General features: G+C 72.1%; 17 protein-coding genes. 8 read left to right on the top strand and 9 right to left on the bottom strand.

Annotation, left to right across the window (positions count from 1 at the left end):
- Positions 1 to 162: 162 nt before the first annotated feature.
- Both ACFV4G_RS38165 and ACFV4G_RS38160 read right to left on the bottom strand, forming a co-directional pair.
- On the bottom strand, positions 163 to 474 hold the full coding sequence (locus tag ACFV4G_RS38165; RefSeq protein WP_380447247.1) for a hypothetical protein: 312 nt from the start codon (positions 472 to 474) through the stop codon (positions 163 to 165).
- Between the two features lie 127 nt (positions 475 to 601).
- Positions 602 to 1,570 (bottom strand): LuxR C-terminal-related transcriptional regulator, encoded by a 969-nt coding sequence (locus ACFV4G_RS38160; protein ID WP_380447245.1) that lies wholly within the window; start codon positions 1,568 to 1,570, stop codon positions 602 to 604.
- 330 nt (positions 1,571 to 1,900) lie between these two features.
- On the opposite strand from ACFV4G_RS38160, the gene ACFV4G_RS38155 reads away from it, so the two are divergent.
- On the top strand, positions 1,901 to 2,764 hold the full coding sequence (locus ACFV4G_RS38155) for a hypothetical protein (RefSeq protein WP_380447243.1): 864 nt from the start codon (positions 1,901 to 1,903) through the stop codon (positions 2,762 to 2,764).
- Positions 2,765 to 2,831: 67 nt separating this feature from the next.
- Here the strand turns inward: ACFV4G_RS38155 and ACFV4G_RS38150 are convergent, their stop codons facing one another.
- Together ACFV4G_RS38150 and ACFV4G_RS38145 are read right to left on the bottom strand one after the other, a co-directional pair.
- Positions 2,832 to 3,593, bottom strand: a complete 762-nt coding sequence (locus tag ACFV4G_RS38150; protein WP_380447241.1) for a polysaccharide deacetylase family protein — start codon at positions 3,591 to 3,593, stop codon at positions 2,832 to 2,834.
- Between the two features lie 11 nt (positions 3,594 to 3,604).
- Positions 3,605 to 5,524, bottom strand: a complete 1,920-nt coding sequence (locus ACFV4G_RS38145; protein ID WP_380447239.1) for a glycosyltransferase — start codon at positions 5,522 to 5,524, stop codon at positions 3,605 to 3,607.
- Positions 5,525 to 5,974: 450 nt separating this feature from the next.
- Here ACFV4G_RS38145 and ACFV4G_RS38140 point away from each other — a divergent pair, with 450 nt between their 5' ends.
- On the top strand, positions 5,975 to 6,619 hold the full coding sequence (locus tag ACFV4G_RS38140; RefSeq protein ID WP_380447238.1) for a hypothetical protein: 645 nt from the start codon (positions 5,975 to 5,977) through the stop codon (positions 6,617 to 6,619).
- A gap of 112 nt (positions 6,620 to 6,731) precedes the next feature.
- On the opposite strand, the gene ACFV4G_RS38135 is transcribed toward ACFV4G_RS38140, so the two are convergent.
- On the bottom strand, positions 6,732 to 7,754 hold the full coding sequence (locus tag ACFV4G_RS38135; RefSeq protein ID WP_380447236.1) for a polyprenyl synthetase family protein: 1,023 nt from the start codon (positions 7,752 to 7,754) through the stop codon (positions 6,732 to 6,734).
- 240 nt (positions 7,755 to 7,994) lie between these two features.
- On the opposite strand from ACFV4G_RS38135, the gene ACFV4G_RS38130 reads away from it, so the two are divergent.
- Positions 7,995 to 8,417, top strand: coding sequence for a DUF3592 domain-containing protein (locus ACFV4G_RS38130; RefSeq protein WP_380447234.1), 423 nt, complete (start codon positions 7,995 to 7,997; stop codon positions 8,415 to 8,417).
- A gap of 40 nt (positions 8,418 to 8,457) precedes the next feature.
- Here ACFV4G_RS38130 and ACFV4G_RS38125 read toward each other — a convergent pair whose 3' ends face one another.
- A complete protein-coding gene (locus ACFV4G_RS38125) occupies positions 8,458 to 8,823 on the bottom strand; it encodes an iron chaperone (protein WP_380447232.1) in 366 nt (121 codons plus the stop codon).
- Between the two features lie 115 nt (positions 8,824 to 8,938).
- Here ACFV4G_RS38125 and ACFV4G_RS38120 point away from each other — a divergent pair, with 115 nt between their 5' ends.
- The gene (locus ACFV4G_RS38120; protein ID WP_380447230.1) at positions 8,939 to 10,489 is read left to right on the top strand and encodes a LuxR C-terminal-related transcriptional regulator; all 1,551 of its coding nucleotides are present in this window, start codon (positions 8,939 to 8,941) and stop codon (positions 10,487 to 10,489) included.
- A gap of 20 nt (positions 10,490 to 10,509) precedes the next feature.
- Here the strand turns inward: ACFV4G_RS38120 and ACFV4G_RS38115 are convergent, their stop codons facing one another.
- The 3 genes from ACFV4G_RS38115 to ACFV4G_RS38105 are packed head-to-tail and all read right to left on the bottom strand — an operon-like array spanning position 10,510 to position 12,415.
- Entirely contained in the window at positions 10,510 to 11,214 is a 705-nt protein-coding gene (locus tag ACFV4G_RS38115; RefSeq protein ID WP_380447228.1) for a hypothetical protein, read from the bottom strand.
- Positions 11,211 to 11,753 (bottom strand): hypothetical protein, encoded by a 543-nt coding sequence (locus ACFV4G_RS38110; RefSeq protein WP_380447227.1) that lies wholly within the window; start codon positions 11,751 to 11,753, stop codon positions 11,211 to 11,213. Before ACFV4G_RS38110 ends, ACFV4G_RS38115 begins: the two co-directional genes overlap by 4 nt.
- Positions 11,750 to 12,415 (bottom strand): septum formation family protein, encoded by a 666-nt coding sequence (locus ACFV4G_RS38105; protein WP_380447225.1) that lies wholly within the window; start codon positions 12,413 to 12,415, stop codon positions 11,750 to 11,752. The genes ACFV4G_RS38110 and ACFV4G_RS38105 overlap by 4 nt, the downstream gene beginning before the upstream one ends.
- Positions 12,416 to 12,965: 550 nt before the next feature.
- Here ACFV4G_RS38105 and ACFV4G_RS38100 point away from each other — a divergent pair.
- The 4 genes from ACFV4G_RS38100 (at position 12,966) to ACFV4G_RS38085 (ending at position 16,272) form a co-directional block, all read left to right on the top strand.
- Positions 12,966 to 13,793 carry a hypothetical protein gene (locus ACFV4G_RS38100; RefSeq protein WP_380447223.1) on the top strand — a complete coding sequence of 276 codons (828 nt, stop codon included), beginning with the start codon at positions 12,966 to 12,968 and terminating at the stop codon, positions 13,791 to 13,793.
- A 208-nt stretch (positions 13,794 to 14,001) separates the two neighbouring features.
- The gene (locus ACFV4G_RS38095) at positions 14,002 to 14,982 is read left to right on the top strand and encodes a glycosyltransferase family 4 protein (RefSeq protein WP_380447221.1); all 981 of its coding nucleotides are present in this window, start codon (positions 14,002 to 14,004) and stop codon (positions 14,980 to 14,982) included.
- 43 nt (positions 14,983 to 15,025) lie between these two features.
- Positions 15,026 to 15,799 carry a hypothetical protein gene (locus ACFV4G_RS38090; RefSeq protein ID WP_380447219.1) on the top strand — a complete coding sequence of 258 codons (774 nt, stop codon included), beginning with the start codon at positions 15,026 to 15,028 and terminating at the stop codon, positions 15,797 to 15,799.
- Between the two features lie 113 nt (positions 15,800 to 15,912).
- The gene (locus tag ACFV4G_RS38085; RefSeq protein WP_380447217.1) at positions 15,913 to 16,272 is read left to right on the top strand and encodes a hypothetical protein; all 360 of its coding nucleotides are present in this window, start codon (positions 15,913 to 15,915) and stop codon (positions 16,270 to 16,272) included.
- Positions 16,273 to 16,358 lie beyond the last annotated feature (86 nt).

Raw genomic sequence — 16,358 nt, 5'->3', positions numbered from 1 at the left:
CCGCATCGGGGGGGTGGGGGCGGGGGTTGGGGTGGGGGGGGGGGTGGGCCCGGGGCGCGGCGCTCCCCCCACTCCGCCAATATCCGCGTGCGCCGGTGGCAAACGAGGCTCCCGTTCGATCTCCGCGTGCGAGCACTGACGCGCCAGCGGGGTGCGGCCGGGTCAGACGGCGGAAAGGTGCAGCTTGAACGGCGAACCGTTGGAGCCGGGCGTCCAGCCGTTCGACCGCGCGGCCCGGATGCCTGCGGCGACTTCGCGCGGCAGGACGAGTTCGGCCGGCACCAGGCTCGGTGCGAGAAGGGACGGCCGGCCGGTCTCGACGACGAGCGTCGTGCCGGGCCGGGCCGCGTCCTCCACCATGTAGGCCAGGGTGCTGGCGTCGAAGTCGCAGCACCAGTGCTTCCTGCTCAGTCGCCAGCGGTACTCGACGCCGTCGACGACGATGCGACGGGACCCCTTCTTCACCAGTGCCATTGCTCGCCCTTCGGCCTTCGACTGCTTGTGCACGTCTGCCGTCAGTCTCCCCGTACGGCACCCGCGTGTCACCGGATTTGGCGCGGTGCTCCGGCGTCGTCGCTCGGCCACCGTCGGCGGTGGCGCGTCAGATCCAGTTCCGGTCACGGGCCACCAGTGCCGCCTGGAACCGGTTCGATGCTCCCAGGCGGCGCATCAGCGCCGCGACATGGCCGCGGTAGGTGCGCAGCGACATGCCGAGTTCGCGTGCTCCGGCCTCGTCCTTGTCGACGCGGGCCATCGCCTGGAGGATCTGTCGTTCGGTCTCGCTCGGCAGCTGCTCCTCGACCCGGCAGGACTGTGACCAGCGGCGTTCGAACAAGGCCAGCAGGTTCGCCAGCAGGCCGGGCTGGCGGACCACGAGGGCGCCGCGGGTGATGTCGTGCGGGTCGACCGCCACCACGGCGGTCTGCCGGTCGAAGATGACCATCCGTTCCAGCGGACCCGCCGTGCCCCGTACTTCGGCGCCCTGCTCCGCCAGTTCCCTCGCGAGGAGGCCGACCTCCGGGCGGTCGAGCGCGCTGGTGTGGAGGATGGTCCGCATTCGCAGGCCGCGTCGCAGGCACTTGAGGTCGGAGCTCCGGACCGAATCGAGGGCGGCGGTGATGATCGGTCCGGGGTGGGTGGTCAGCCGCTCCTCGCGGGTGAAGAAGGACAACTCGTCGATGCACGCGACCACTTGGTCGATTCCCTCGACGCGTTGCAGGTCGAAGGCCGGACCCCGTTGCCCCTGCCGCTGGTCGTCCAGCAGGACGTCGACCACGTGGCGCGAGGAGACGACCTGCCGGATCTCGCTCTGGAGGCCGTGGACGCGGCGCCGTGCCAGCCGTTCGACCACGGCCCTCGGATCGTTGCCGCTGAAGGTGCCGCGGCCGGGCATCTCCCTGACCATGCCCAGGTCCCGCAGCCGGGCGACGGCGGTCCGGGCGACATCCTGGTCCATCCCGCAGCCGAACCGGATCGCGGCGAATCCGATTCCGGGGGAGCGCAGGAGCAGTCGGTAGACCGCTTCCTCCTGGGCGTTCACGCCCAGCGCCGCAAGCGCGTTGCCGTTCATCGGACTCCCGGGAACTCGTCGGAACAGAACGGCGGTCCAGGCCGGGCGCCGCCGTCGAGAACAGATCCTGCAAGGGGGGACCCGGGGCGCCCAAGGGGCCTCGGTCCATCGTGGCCGGGACCAATGTCACGTGCGGTGCAGGAACCTGCACGCGGGTTCTGCAGCAAGTGCGGCGGTCGTGCGGATCGATTCCCGTTCGTGTGCCAATAGATTCGTTCCGGCCTTCAAGGGAGTGGAGGCAAGGGGACTCATCAGTACCGGCACTATTCAGAAGGTTCTTTCGTGCGTCATACATATCTTCGTCACATTCCTGGGCTCGCCGCCCTCGGCATGGCCGCCGGCATTCCGCTCGTCGCCGCGGGCCCGGCCCAGGCCGCCGAGGCGCCCGCGTGCAAGCCGCTCGCAGTCGAGTACTCCGTCAACGGGGGCAAGACCTGGACCAGGGGCAGCCGGATGGACGAGCCGCATGGGGTCATCGAGGTCCGACTCGTCGGGAAGCCCGATGCCGGCTGCGTCTACAAGGTCTCGCTGGCCTCCTACGACTCCGAGGGCCCGACGTGGTCCTCGTCGGGCGAGCAGGCCTTCCTCGGTTGGGCGACCGCCGCACTTTCCGCCGACAACCCCCGGGCGTCCCTGGACGTATCGGCCCACCTGCCGAAATGCTTCGGCCAACTCGACCTGTACCACGGTGACCGGAAGTTCGACGGTGTCGACAATCCGTTGCCGAACTACCCTGAGGGCGTCATCTACGGGGACCTGATCTCCGCTTGGAACGGTGGCCGTTCCTGCAAGCCCGAGCCGACCGCTTCACCGACAGCCACTTCCACGGCAACAGCGAGCCCGACCGCGACGTCCACCGCGACACCCAGTCCGACCGCCAGCACGACGGTTGCACCGAGCCCGACGGCCACGACCACGGGCGCGCCGAGCCCGAGCGTCACTGCGACAGGTGCGCCGAGCCCGAGCGTCACGGCCACGGTTGCACCGAGCCCGAGCGTCACCGTGACGGCCACGTCGAGTGCTGCGCCGGCCGGCGCGGGCTCGCCATCGGCCTCCATCGTGCCGGACGGGAGCCTGGCCGAAACCGGCGGCGACGGCGGCCGGATGCTTGCCTACGGCGTCGGCGGCGCCGCCCTGCTCACCGTCGGTGCAGGCGTGTTCGTGGCCGCCCGCCGCCGGATCGCCCGCCGGTGACGGAGCACCGGCGAACGGCCCAGCCCGGCGGGCCGGCAGCTCCCGCTGGCGCGCCGGGGCTGCCCGTTCACGCGGCTTCCGTGCCGGGGGTCGGCCGGCCCGGGGTGTTCGGGAGGCCGTGGTCGCGCAGTGGGCCGACCTGCCAGCCCTTGGCGGCGCAGTGGTCGAGGAGGGTGGGCAGGGCGCCGAGGGCGGACTGCCAGGCGGCGGGGGCGGAGGTGCAGTCGGAGTCGTGCAGGAGGATCGTGCCGCCGCCGTGCAGGTCGGCGGTGACCGTGCGATGGACCGAGTCGGCGGTGGCGCGGCTCGTCCAGTCCTCGCCCCAGCTCGTCCACAGCACGGGGGTGAGCCCGAGCCTGCGTGCGGACAGGTGGGCGGCGGTGGTCATGACGCCGTACGGGGGCCGGAACCACTGCGGTGCCCGGCCGGTGAGGTCGGCGATCGTGTCGCGGGCGCGGCGCAGGTCCTGGTACGTGGCGCGGGGGCCGCGCAGCAGCAGCGGGCGGTGGGCCCAGCCGTGCACGGCGATCTCGTGGCCGGCGTCGGCGATCTCCCGCACCAGGCCCGGGGACTTGTCGGCCATCGAGCCGAGGAGGAAGAACGTGGCCTGCACGTCGTATTTCTGAAGGATCGTCAGGAAGTGCGGCGTGGAGAACGGGTCCGGGCCGTCGTCGAAGGTGAGGGCGACGTGGTCGGGTCGGCCGGTCCCGGCGAGGCGGGGCATCAGGCGGTTGCGCAGCGGTCCGAAGGTGGAGATGGCGGGGGCCGCCTGGACGGCGGTGAGCGCGGCTGCGGCGGTGCCGATGCGCAGGAGCGTGCGGGGCTTCATCGAGTACGGCCTCAGGAAAGGGTGGTGAGCGCGCCGAGGCGCGGGAGCCGGTGGGGGGTGGTGGCCAGGCGGCGCAGGGTGGCGGAGAGGTCCGCCGGGTGGGCGTCGCCGCATTCGACCAGGACGACCTGACCGGGCCGCACGGCGGGAGTGGTGGAGCTGCCGCAGGCGATCCGGGCGTCGGGGACCACCACGTGCTCGTGGTGGTAGGCGGCCAGGCCGAGGTCGAGGGCGTCCAGGTCGGTGCCGGAGAGGAAGAACCTGGCGGCCGCGCCGGTGGCCGCGCGCAGGGCGGTGGCACCGGCTTCGACCGAGTCGCGGCGGGTGACGATCCCGGTCGCGTACGGCGGGCCGTAGCCGGCGTTGACCACGGTGAGTCCGGCGCTCGCGAGGCGGCGCACCTCGCCGGGGTCGGCGGCGGCCTCGGCCGCGTCGATGGAGACGGCCGCCTTCTCGGCCACCAGGGTGCGCAGTGTCGCGTCGTCGAGGCGACCGTTGTGCGGAGGGTGGACGACGAGGTAGGCCCGGCCGGTGTGGTCGGGGTCGACGGTGTCGAATCCCCCGTAGGCGACGGCGAGTTGGGTGCCGCCGGTGGCCAGCCAGGCGGTCGCGGCGAGGGCTGCGGCCGCGAGGCCGAGCTTGCGGACGGGGCGGCGCGGAGCGGGTGCGGTCGCCCGGCCCGGATGACGCCGCTGCGCCGGGATCGCGGGGGCCAGGGGGATCGCGGGGGACGTCGTGGTGGCACCCGAGCGCTCGGCGGCGTACTGGCCGGCGGCGTACTGCTCGGCGACGGCCGCGATGGCGTTCGCGGGGCCGGTCGCCTCGCGGTGCAGGGCCAGCCCGGCCTCGCGGTACCGGCGCCGGGTGATGCCGTCGACCATGGCGGCGAGGACGGGCTTGAGGTCGGCCGGGTCCTCGATCCAGGGGGCGAGGCCGGCCTCGTCCAGGGCGGCGGCGTTGGTCTGGCCGTGGCCGGGTATGCAGCGGTAGCTGACGGCCGGCAGGCCGCAGGCGAACGCCTCCAGGGAGGTCAGGCCGCCGGCGTTCTGCACCAGCACGTCGCAGGCGTGCATCAGGCCGGGCATGTCGTCGACCCAGCCGAAGGCGTGCTCGATGCCGTCCGCCCGCAGCCGCGCCGCCAGGGGGCCGTTCTTCCCGCACACCACGACCGGCACGGCCGCGCCGGTGTCACGGATCTCGGCCGCCACCTTCGCCACCTCGCCGACTCCCCAGGAGCCGGCCACCAGCAGCGCCAGCGGCGCGTCCGCCGGGAGGCCGAACCGGGCCCGGGCGGCGCTGCGCTGGGCGTCGGTGGCCGGGGTGAACCGGGGATCGACCACAGGGCCGGAGACCACCACCCGCTCGGCGCCGTGCTCGCGGGCCTGCCCGGCCGGGACGGGATGCGCCGCCAGGTGCAGATCGGCACCGGGAGCCACCCACAGGGGATGCACGGAGAAGTCCGTCAGGTAGACGGCGGCGGGCACCGCGAGGCGTCCCCGGCGGCGCAGGGTGCCGAGCACCTGCCCGGCGAGCGGGTACGTCGCCACCACCGCGAGGGTGTCCGGCGGCAGCCGGCGCAGGAGTCGCCGGTGGCTGCTGCGCTGCATCAGCCGGATCATGAGGCCCGGACGCCCGGCGTTCTCGGTGGCCGAGTAGATCCGTTGGTAGGCGGAGGGGGCGATGGTCAGCAGCAGCCGGTAGCTGTCCGAGACCAGTCGCCCGAAGCCGGCGGGTATCAGGTCCAGGAAGTCGTGGCGGTCGACCGAGAAGCCCAAATGAGAGAGCCGAAGGGCGAGTTGGGCCGCAGCCCCGTCGTGCCCTGCGCCCACGCTCGCGGAGACGATCACGACGCGCCCGGTGGTGGAACCGGGCGGGCAGGAGGGGGCGGCGTGGTGCGCCGGTGCCTCCCGGAGGTCTGGGGGTTGCGACACGGTCGGCCGATCTTCTCGCGATGGCGGGGTAGGGGGCGGGGCGGCCGCCGGCGCCGGGTGGCGCCGGGGGGGCGGGCGGCCGGCCCAGCGCCGCGCGGCGGCGGCGCACGGAACGCCGACGCCCACGGGCCGTCCCGGACCGGCCGGGCGGCGGTGGCCGTCGTTCAACCGGCGCTCACTCTACAGCTTTTGGCCCGACTGTCTACAGGGCTGTAGAAGCTTGTCGGGTACCTGCTGGAAGCTTGTCGAGTACCTGCTCGCCCGCCGCTCGCCCGCTGTCCGCCCGCCCGCCGCCTGCCCGACGCGCGCCCGCCGCCTGCCCCCCCGCCCGCCCGCCCGTGGAATCCCGCTCGGCGGCAGTGCTTGCCCTGGTGATCGACCGATGTGCCATGATCCCGTGATTCACACGAGGCCGGGGACCACGCGGCCCGGCACGGTAACGGGGGATTCATGACGATTCATCGACTGACGAAGCAGGTCGCGGCGCTCGGCATCGCGATCACGGCACTCGCGGGTTGCAGCAGCGGTCCGATCGGTGCCGCGCCGGGAGGCTCAGTACCGCACCCGACAACGCTCGTCGCCGTCTCCCCGAGCCCGTCGCCCTTCCCGTCCCCCACGGGGCCGGCGATCCACGGTGACACGATCAAGGCCCAGGTCGTCAGTGTCGGGACCAGCGCCGCACTCCCCGGAGTCGCGGCCCCTGCGGGGAAGACCGCCCTGCTGGTCCGGCTCAAGGTCACCTCGGACCCCGAGGGCCGTACCGCCAGGTCGCCCATGTTCATGGCCTGGGCCATCAGGTACCCCGCCTGCGAGAGCATCCCCGGGACGGGCTGCTGGAACGTCGACGGGGAGTCGCACTTCCTGACCGAGGCCGATGCCCGCGCCGGACACACCTTCGGCGCGGTGTGGCCGGGACGCCCCCTCGAAGCCGACACGGCCTACTTCGCATACATCTGGAAGTTCGTGCCCGAGGGCGACGACCTGCACGAGGCCAAGCTGTGCACCTTCGCCGGGACCGGGGAGTGCATCCCCCTCGGCCCGGTCACGGCGCTGGCCCCGCAGGACGTCCGCTCCCTCGACCTCGCCCAGTACTGACGGTCTCCACGAGAAGGCGGCGGATCGTCGGCGGTGAGACGGCGAACACCGCTGCGCCCCGCCCCCCTCCTCCTGCGGTCCCCTGTGCTCCCGACCCCGGATCGTGCGCCCGTCAGGGTAGTTCGTCGGCGATGGCGGCGACGAACGCGGCGAGCTCGGCCCGCGCGACGGGGTCCGGTACGGCCTGCGGCAGGATCGCGTGGGCCAGCCGGATGTGCTCCCGGATCCGCTCCTCCAGCCAGGCGCGGCCCCGGCACTCCTCGATGAGGCCGGTGACGTGCCGGAGCTGGTCGAGGGTGGGCGCGGCGGTGTCGTCGTAGAAGGCGGCGAGCTGGTCGCGGGCCGGTCCGTCGGACTGGAGGGCGACCGCGACGAAGGCCCGGGACTTGCGCCGCCGCAGGTCGGCCAGCGGGTCCTCGAGGGTGTCGCGGGAGGTGCCCCAGACGCCCTCCCAGTCGTCGAAGAAGGCCATGGCCATGCCGGCGTGGTAGCCGAACCGTTCGGCCACGACCAGTTCCTCCTCGCCGGCGCCGCGCACCAGGGCGCCGGCGAGGCACACCCCGGCGGTGGGGAGGGCGATGGTGCTCTCCAGCAGCTCCAGCGAGAGCTCCAGGCTCATCCGGGACGTGCCCTCCGACTCCAGGTCGCGGATCTGCCCCGAGCAGCACTCCCGGATGGCGCGGGCGGCCCGCCGGATCAGCTCGGTGGAGACCCGGTCGCCCTCCTCGGCGAGGAGCTCGAACGCGAGGCAGTGCAGGGCGACCCCGACCTGGATCGCGGCCGGCACGCCGAAGGCCGTCCAGAGGGTCGGCCGGCCCTTGCGGACCATCTCCTGGTCGATGACGTCGTCGTGGACGGTCCCGGCGGCCGACATCAGGGTGCCGGCGACGGCGGCCGTCCGGACCGCCTCCCACGCCTGCGGACCGCTGCCCGCGCACAGCAGGGCGACCAGCGCCGGCCGCCGACGGAAGCCGACCGGTGTCGTCGGGCGGCCCTCGGCGTCGACCCACCCGAAGTGGTACTCCGTCATCCGCCGGACGGGTTCGTCGAGCCGGGCCGTCGCTGCGCGAAGCGCGGGCTCCATGAAGGCGATGACGTCCCGGGTGATCTGCGGTGAGGTGCGAACGGTCTGCACGGAGGTCTCCGACATTCTCTAGTGGCCGGGGAACGGCGCGGCGCCGCTTCCCGGGGGCAGGCAGGCGGGGTCCCTCCTGTCATGACGCCCCGTTCCGGCGGCCTCCGCAACCCGACGTGGACGCGTGCGGGACGGGCCCGTGCCCGTGCCGGCGCGGTCGGGCCCCGCCCCGGGCGGGGGACCGGCGGTCGCGTAGCCTGGGCGGCCTCGTTCCTGCTACGGAAGACGGTGGGTCGCGCCATGCACGGCGACGGCGGGTTGTGGTTCCTTCTGGTGGTGGGCATCGGCCTGTGGGGCTTCTCCCTCACGAGCGCCGTTCGGCAGGTGCGCGCCCAGAGGGGGACCCGGGTCGTCGGCATGCTCCTCCAGTGCTACCGCGAGCGCACGAACAGGGGAGGACCTCGCTGGAAGGGCGTCGTCCGGTTCCAGGCGCCGGAGGGCGGGGTGCACCGGCAGGAGGTGTACCTGTCGCGGCCCGGGGGACCGGGCAGCGAGGTGATCGTCTGCTACCCGCCCGGACGGCCGCAGCAGGCCCGGGAAGCCGGTGGCCGGCTGGGCTGGCAGTTCCCGGTCATGGGGTTCCTGGTGGGAACCTGCTTCGTCGCCGCTGCTCTGCTCATCCTCTCCGGCGCGGTCGCCACTTCTCCGGTACCCCCGCGCTGACGCGGCGCCGGCCGCGCGGTGCCCCCGTGACCGGCAGGAGTCAGCAGATCTTTCCGGGCCGGGCGGCGGTGGCCTTGAGCAGGTCCCGCAACAGGCCGAAGTCGATGTCCTCCGGTTTGCGGAACCGCAGACAACCCTTGCCCATGTCCTGCCCGGCCAGCCGCTCCTCGAACGCCTCGCGGACGTCACTGCGCATGAGGTAGAAGGAGAAGTACTGCTTCTGGCGGGCGAACGCGATCTCGCAAACGCCGTCCCGCTCGTACGCGGGCATCCCGTACGCCATGACCTCGTCGAAGCCCGCCAACTCCTCGCGGCACAGCTGCCGCACCTCGGCCAGGACGGCTCGCTGCTCCTCGGGAACCTCGATCAGGTAGCCGTCGACGTCGACGGCCTTGCTCTGCACCATTCCGGGAGGTTATGCCGGATTCGAGGTCCCCATCAACAGGGCGAGACGGCCCCGGGGCGGCCCGGGACACGGTCGCGCGATGTCGGCGTCAGCCGGGGCCGCTACTGTGCCGGTCATGTCGGACGAGATACGGAACGGCGGCCCGCTCATCAGGGGCCTGCCGGCGCGGGACGCGGTCGCCGGAGGGCGCCGGCTCCTCGGGCGGGCGCGGGAGACCGAGGCGCTGCTGGCGGTGCTGGACGGCCTGGGGTCGGCCGGCGGGCGGGCGATCGCGCTGGTGGGGGAGCCGGGCATCGGCAAGAGCACGCTGATGTTCACGGCCGCCGCGCACGCCAGGGCGGCGGGGGTCCGGGTGGCTGCGGCCCAGGGGCAGTACGAGATCGCGGCCGCGCTCCCGGGCTTCCGGCCGCTGCTCGACGACAACTGCGACGTGCGCCGGCAGGTGGCGCGGGGCGGTGCCGCCGTGGTGGTCCTGGACGACGTGCACCAGCTCGCCGCCGACCAGATCCCGGGCCTGGAACGGATGATCCACGCGGCGGCCACCGGCCCGCTGCTCTGCCTGCTGGCCTACCGGCAGCGCCAGCTGTCGCCCGCGATCGCCGCGGTGCTCTCCCGGGCGACGTCCGCCGGCCTGCTGGAGGTGTGGCAGCTCGGCGCGCTCTCCCGGGAGGAGGCCGCGGAACTGCTCGGTGAGCTCCCGGGCGTGAACCGCTTCGCCGACGTGAACCGCTTCGACGAGGCGCACCGCTTCGACGACGTACACCGGTTTGACGCGCTGTACCGGGAGGGCCTCGGCAACCCGCAGTACCTCCGGATCCTGGCCGCCGACGGCGAGGCGATCGCCGAGGCCGGCACGGCGGTCCTCGGTGAGCTCGCCGCCCTCGACGACGCCGCGCTCGCCGCGGTCCAGGCCGCCGCGGTGCTCGGCGAGCCGTTCCACCCGGAGCTGCTCGCCGCCGTCGCGGGGCTGGAACCGGTCGAGACCATGCGGGCGCTGGACACCCTCACCGGTCTCGACCTGCTGCGCCCGGCCGAACGCGCGCCGCAGCTGGTGCTGCGTCACCGGGCGGTGGCCGAGGTCGTGCACCAGCGCCTCGAACCCAGCCGGCGCCTGACGCTGCACCGCCGCGCCGCGGCCGCGCTCGCCGAGCGGGCGGCCCCGATCGCCCGGCGGGCCCACCACGTGGCACGGGCCGCCGATCCCGGCGCGCCGGAGCACGTCACGACCCTGATCGCCGCCGCGCGCAACGCGCTGCACACCTCTCCCGCGACGTCGGCCGAGTACCTCTCGGCCGCCCTGTCGCTGCTCAGGGAGGGCGAGGACCACTGGCACGAGGCACGGGTGCTGCTCGCTCGGACCCGGCTGCTGACCGGGGACGCCGACGAGAGCCGGGCCCTGCTCGACGCGCCGAGCGGTGCGGCGCAGGATGCCGGCGGCCGCGACGTCCCCGACCCGTCGGCCGTGCTGGCCGCGCTCACCGGACGGGAACGGGAGATCGCCCGCCTGGCCGGCACCGGTCTGACGAGCGGTGAGATCGCCGGCACGCTGGTCCTCAGCGTACGGACGGTCGACGGTCACCTCGGCCGGATCTACCGCAAACTCGGTGTCGCCAACCGGGCGAGCCTCACCCGCGCCCTTCTGACCGAGGCGCCGGGCGCGGGGTGAGGCGGTCGTGGTTCAGTCGCTCAGCCGCCCACGCCCCGGGCGAGGGCGGTGAGTTGGTCCCGCATGGTGACCGCGTGGTCGAGTGAGGTGCGGACGAACGGGAACCCCCGCTGCCGCATCACGAACGTGACGTGCTGCCCGTCGCCGACCAGGTGCACGCCCGAAGGGACGAGCGGGGCGAAACCCTCCAACAGGCCACCGAGCAGCTCGGCCATGGCGGGTGCGGAGGTGGTGACGAGGTAGGCGGCGTCGACCGCGGGCCGTCCGGTGTCCATCGCGGGCAGTTCGTGCAGGCGGTCGATGCTGCCGTGCGGGACCTTGCGGGACGTCACCTCGAAGGGCGGGAACGGCCGTCGCGCCCGAACGGTCATCCCGCAGGCGAACCGTTCGTCCCGGGTGACCGAGCCGAGGCCCCGGACCGACTGCTCCCGGTACTCGTAGGAGAGCTCGACCGGCACCCCCTGCGGTGAGCCGGCCAGCCGGACCCGGACGAGCAGGGGCTGGTCCGGCGCATGGCCGCGCCGCATCTCGGGGTTCGCGATCCGCACGCCCAGGTTCGTCGCCGGGTCGCCCTCGACCAGGTCGAGCCCGAGCAGCCAGGCCAGGTGTCCCGCCTGGTACCGGGCGTACGCGCGGCTGCTGCCGCGCGTCAGCAGCGTGCCCCGGGCCAGGACGAATCCGCCGATCAGGATGCCGATCGCGGGGATGATCAGGGCGGCGGTCACCGGGCGCTCCGTCCGGTCGTGTCCGGCGGCTGCCAGGCGGGTACCGGAGCGGGCTCCGCGCCGGCCAGGAGCCTCGCGAGCCGCGGCGTGTCCTGGACCGGTCCGACGAGGACTTCGTGCCCGCTGAGCAGGGTCACCGTCACGGCGTCGTAGGTGCCCAGCAGGAAGCTGCTGACCCTGGTGCGTTGCACACTCCTGATCTCGGCGTACCGGAAGCTCCGCGTTCCGGTCGGGCGCCGCCAGACGAAGCCCTGCTGGTGGACCTCCACCTCGTGCCGCCACGCCAGGACGGACGGCGACCAGGCCAGGACACCCACCACCAGGCCGTACAGCCCGTTGAGGAGCGCTCCCGTGACGACTCCGGCCACTCCCGCGATCAGCGCCAGGGACCCGATGTAGGGCAGGTACCCGCCGAAGCGGATGGTGCCCCGGAAGTGCGCCACGACAGGGCCGAGGCGGGACTCGCCGTGCTCCGACTCGCCATGCTCCGACTCGCCGTGCCGGGACCCGCTGCGCCGGGATCCGCTGTGCCCGGTCATTTGAGCACCGAGCCGGTGAGCTTGGCGCCGGTTCCGTTGTCGACGGCACAGGTGACCTTGCGGTCGAGGTGCTGCCAGGAGCCCGCGGTCGGGACGAAGTCCACGATGTTCGCACCACTGCCGAGCTTGGTCCGGTCGACGGTCGGGCCCGCGGACAGCTTCTGACACGCCGCGGCGGCCTCGTCCTTGATCTTCGCCTCGTCGTACGAGGAGTCGGTGAGCATGGAGTAGCCGATCACCTGGGCGTCGTGCGGGTCGCCGCACGGGACGGCCGAGACCCCGTCCACCTGCTGCTGGGCGGCGCCGCTCGGCTCGTCGAAGCACTGACCGGTGGTCAGGTTGCGGAGGCCGAGGTCACCGCCCTTGGTGACGTTGCCGTTGCCGTCGACCTGCGCGTCCGGGGCCGGGTGGGGGCGGTTCAGGACGAGGAAGCCGACGAGGCCGAGCATGCTGCAGAACAGCACGCCCAGGAGCGCGAAGTAGGCGGTCCGGAAGGGGCGGCGCTTCGGCTTCGCCGGCGCGAAGTATCCGGGCGGCGCCGTGGCGGGCCGGCCGTACTGCTGCCCGGCCGACCGGCCGGGCGGGTCCTCCTGGCCGAACTGCCAGGTGTCGTCCGTGAGTTGCCGGACATCCGGGTCGTTCTGGTTGTGCGGTGCAGCCATCGCCTTGTCGTCACCTCTCCGCGTTCACTCGTGTTGCCAGGCCGAGTATGGGGAGGCGGGCGGTGCCGCGGCATCGGTAGAACTACGCGATTCGACTACGCAATCGGGCCGGGGAAGTCGGGGTCGGTCCTCACCGGCAGGGTGATGCCGTGCCGGGGCCCGGCCCTCCGCAAGGAGATCCACCAGGAGAGAGTAGATAATCCGAATATCATAAAGAGGGAAATTAATCCAGTCATTGTGCGCTGCCTGGCTGTGGGAAGTCCGGGGTTGCGGGGCAATGGGGCTGAGGTGTGTGTTGCGCATGGGATGGTGGTGCGAGGTCCTCGTGGTGAGCCAGTGTTCTGCGCTGTCCGCTGATGCTCGGTTCGGCGAGCCGCCGGCGTGGCAGGTAATGGTACTTCGTGCGGAGAACCCCTTTTGTGGAAGGCGGTTCTGTGTCCATCCTTGTTCGGCAAAGCACGGCTCGGATCGTGGATTTCTACGACAGTCGCCATAAAGGCGGCTGGATTCGGTTCGCGCGCCGCCAAACGCGAATAGAAAGGAACCTCCAGTGAGTGGGTTCTCGGTGTCGCCGGGTGGGATGGAGCAGCTGGAGCGTGCAGGGGAGGGCCGCTATCCGGGGGTATATGTCACGACCCTTGGAGGGGGAGACGTCTCTCCGCAGAGCGTTGTGGTGACGCTCCCGCCGGGGAAGGGCCTGCAGTTCGCCGGCAATCTGCTTGTCTACGGCAAGAGGCCCGACGGAAGCTTCGGGCAACTCGGGTCCTACGAGGGCACCTTGACGCCGGACCGGCAGACCTTCACCGCCGACACTTCCGTCGACCTGGCACTCTCCGACGCCGATCCGACGAATTCGCTGCTGATCGGCGTGAAAGCCCCCGCAGACGCCGAACCGGGTGAGTCGAACCTCCTCTTCACCGTGGGCGATTACGCCCCGACCGATGCACCCGTCAATGTCACGACCGGCTTCTCGGTGTCGCCGGGCGGGCTGGAGCAGTTGGAACGTGCGGGAGAGGCCCGCTATGCGGGGGTGTATGTCACGGCGCTTGAGAAGGGAAACGTCTCTCCGCAGAGTGTTGTGGTGAAGCTCCCGCCGGGGAGGGGCCTGCGGTTCGCCGGCAATCTGCTCGTCTTCGGCAAGAAGAGCGACGGGACGTTCGGACAGCTCGGTGCCTATGAAGGTGCCTTGACGCAGGACGGGCAGACGTTCACCGCCAATAGCGTCGTCGATCTCGCCCTTTCGGAGGCCGATTCGACGAATTCGCTGCTGATCGGGGTGAAAGCCCTCGCCGACGCCGTACCCGGCGAATCGAACCTCCTTTTCGCCGTGGGCGACCACGCCCTGACCTCGGCACCCGTCAACGTCACGGATACGTAGGCCCCGTAGGGGCGCGCCCGAAGGCGTCCCCCGCCGCGCCCCTGTCGTTCTCGTCCGGAGGGAGTACGAACACGTGGATTCGGCGGTGCCCCGCCCGCACAGGCCTCCTCGTGCCGCGCGCACCAAATCCTGGAACCTCTCCATCGCGGCGCGGGTGTACGGATATCCGCCCACCCACAACGCGGGATCCGAGTGGATGCTCCACTCGATGCTCCGCCCCCTGGCCGAACGCGGCCACCGCGTGACGGTCTGGCTCTCCCACCCCGGGAGCATCGAGAAGAGCTACGACATCGACGGAGTGCGCGTCGTCCCCTATCAGGACGGCGTCGACTTCGCCTCCGCCGTCCAGCGGGCCGACGTCCTCCTGTCCCACTTCGAGAACGTCCCCATCGTGGCGGGCCTCGCCAGGGCCCGCCGGATCCCCGTCGTCGTGATCTGCCACGACAACTTCGCCACGAGCTTCCACAACGCGGCCGGAGCCGATCTCGTGGTCTACAACAGCGAATGGATCCGGCGGGACGGCGAGATCTTCTACGCGCGCTATCCCGCGGAGTTCCTTCCCGGGCGCACCGTCGTCGTCCGCCCTCCCGTCGTCGCGGAGGACTACCGCACCGAGCCGGGCGACCGTGCGACCCTGGTGAACCTCAATTCCGACAAGGGCGGCGAACTCTTCTGGCAGATCGCCGCATGGACGCCGGAGTGGCGGTTCCTCGGTGTCCGCGGCGCCTACGGGCAGCAGATCATGCCGCCGCCGCGGCTTCCGAACTGCGAGGTCGTCGACGGCGTGCCCGGAAGCGAGATGCGCACACACGTCTACGCCCGGTCCCGCGTGATGCTCATGCCGAGCCTCTACGAGTCCTGGGGGCGAGTGGCGGTGGAGGCTTTCGCGTCCGGAATCCCGGTGATCGCCCACCCCACCCCGGGACTGGTCGAGTCCCTCGGTGACGCGGGGATCTTCGCCTACCGCGACGACGTCAACGCGTGGATCCACGCGCTGATGGCCCTGAAGGACCCCAAGCACTGGGCCAGGGCCTCCCGCCGGGCGAAGACGCGCTCCGACTGGCTGACCAAGAACTCCGACCTCGACGTCTGGTGCGACGCCATCGAATCGCTGGGCAACACGAGGCGACGGACATCCTTCAGTGTCGCCGGCTCGGACCGCTCACCGATACGCCTCTCGGCGAGGTAGGCACTTCTCCTCCGGACTTCCGAACCGAATGGGAGGCAAACCCATGCCCATCGAACTCAAGCCGGTGCCGTTCCCGGTGACCACTGCGCCCATGTCCGCCCCGTGCAGGCAGACCATCGGATTCTCGCTCAAGGGAAAGGTCCGCAGGGACGACCACGGCAATGCGGTCTGGGGTGTGGCGATCCAGTCGTACTCGCTGGAGGTGCTGCAGAACGGAAACCCGACCCACGCCTCCATGTCGCTCGACCAGATCGGACTGGAGATCGTTCCGGGCGGGCCGGATGACGACGCGGCCGTCGAGCTGACCATTTGGCGTCGCAACCACCCCAATGACGCGAAGGACCCCAGCTGGGGCTTCCGAGGGACTGTCACAGCGCTGATCGTCGCCGACCTGGCCACGGACGGGTTCTCGGTGTCCCCGGGTGGGCCGGTGACGGTGACCCGCGCCGGGGACCCGAAGTACGCGGGTGTGTTCGTGACGCCCCTCGAACCGGACAGCGTTCCTCCGCAGACGGTCGTCGTGACGCTTCCCCCGGGGAGGGGTCTGCGGTTCGCCGGCAGTCTGATGGTGTTCGGCAAGAGGGCCGACGGCAGCATCGGGCCGTTGGCCTCCTACGACGGAACGCTGTCGCCGGACGGGCAGACGTTCACCACCGACGGCCCCGTCGACCTGGCGCTGTCGACGGCGGATCCGTCGAACGAGCTGATGGTCGAGGTGAAAGCTCTCGCGGAGGCCCCGACGGGTGGATCGGACCTCGCCTTCACGGTGGGCGACCACGCCCCGGTGTCCGTGACCGTCAACGTCACGGATGCGTAGGTCCGGCGACCGTTCGACCGTTCTCGCCCGAGGGCCGCCGCGGGGCACGCACCACGCCGGACTCTCCACAGAACCACCCGGACAGACTTCCAATTCGAACGGGAGGCGAACCAATGCCGATCGAACTCAAGCGGATCCAGTTCCCGGTCTTCACCGCGCCCATGTCCGCCCCGTACACGCAGGAGGTGGGATTCTCCCTCAAGGGAAAGGTGCGCAGGGACGACCGCGGTCATGCCGTCTGGAGCGCGGCGATCCAGTCGTACTCGGTCGAGGTCCTCCAGAGCGGAAACCCGACCCACGCCCTCATGTCGCTCGACGAGGTCGGAGTGGAGATCGTCCAGGGCGGGCCGGACGACGACGCCGCCGTCAAGCTGACCATGTGGCGTCGCAACCACCCCAACGACGCGAAGGACCCCAGCTGGGCCTTCAGGGCGACCGTCACGGCGCTGGTCATCGCCGACATCGCGCCCTGACCCCTCGGGGCCACCCCCGACCGAAGGGGCGCTCCCGCCGGGGGCTCCCGGGGCCCGAGCGCCCCCCGGCCCCACCCCCCCCCCGC

The sequence above is a fragment of the Kitasatospora sp. NPDC059747 genome, from assembly GCF_042732955.1.
Taxonomy (GTDB): domain Bacteria; phylum Actinomycetota; class Actinomycetes; order Streptomycetales; family Streptomycetaceae; genus Kitasatospora.
Note: the sequence above shows the minus strand (reverse complement) of the source record. Positions and strands in the feature narration are given on the sequence as shown.

What these genes read in the sequence shown, in the direction of transcription:
- ACFV4G_RS38165 (WP_380447247.1), bottom strand. Translation starts at nt 474, where the DNA reads ATGGCACTGGTGAAGAAGGGGTCCCGTCGCATCGTCGTCGACGGCGTC.
- ACFV4G_RS38160 (WP_380447245.1), bottom strand. Translation starts at nt 1,570, where the DNA reads ATGAACGGCAACGCGCTTGCGGCGCTGGGCGTGAACGCCCAGGAGGAA.
- ACFV4G_RS38155 (WP_380447243.1), top strand. Translation starts at nt 1,901, where the DNA reads ATGGCCGCCGGCATTCCGCTCGTCGCCGCGGGCCCGGCCCAGGCCGCC.
- ACFV4G_RS38150 (WP_380447241.1), bottom strand. Translation starts at nt 3,593, where the DNA reads ATGAAGCCCCGCACGCTCCTGCGCATCGGCACCGCCGCAGCCGCGCTC.
- ACFV4G_RS38140 (WP_380447238.1), top strand. Translation starts at nt 5,975, where the DNA reads ATGACGATTCATCGACTGACGAAGCAGGTCGCGGCGCTCGGCATCGCG.
- ACFV4G_RS38130 (WP_380447234.1), top strand. Translation starts at nt 7,995, where the DNA reads ATGCACGGCGACGGCGGGTTGTGGTTCCTTCTGGTGGTGGGCATCGGC.
- ACFV4G_RS38125 (WP_380447232.1), bottom strand. Translation starts at nt 8,823, where the DNA reads ATGGTGCAGAGCAAGGCCGTCGACGTCGACGGCTACCTGATCGAGGTT.
- ACFV4G_RS38120 (WP_380447230.1), top strand. Translation starts at nt 8,939, where the DNA reads ATGTCGGACGAGATACGGAACGGCGGCCCGCTCATCAGGGGCCTGCCG.
- ACFV4G_RS38110 (WP_380447227.1), bottom strand. Translation starts at nt 11,753, where the DNA reads ATGACCGGGCACAGCGGATCCCGGCGCAGCGGGTCCCGGCACGGCGAG.
- ACFV4G_RS38105 (WP_380447225.1), bottom strand. Translation starts at nt 12,415, where the DNA reads ATGGCTGCACCGCACAACCAGAACGACCCGGATGTCCGGCAACTCACG.
- ACFV4G_RS38095 (WP_380447221.1), top strand. Translation starts at nt 14,002, where the DNA reads ATGCTCCGCCCCCTGGCCGAACGCGGCCACCGCGTGACGGTCTGGCTC.
- ACFV4G_RS38090 (WP_380447219.1), top strand. Translation starts at nt 15,026, where the DNA reads ATGCCCATCGAACTCAAGCCGGTGCCGTTCCCGGTGACCACTGCGCCC.
- ACFV4G_RS38085 (WP_380447217.1), top strand. Translation starts at nt 15,913, where the DNA reads ATGCCGATCGAACTCAAGCGGATCCAGTTCCCGGTCTTCACCGCGCCC.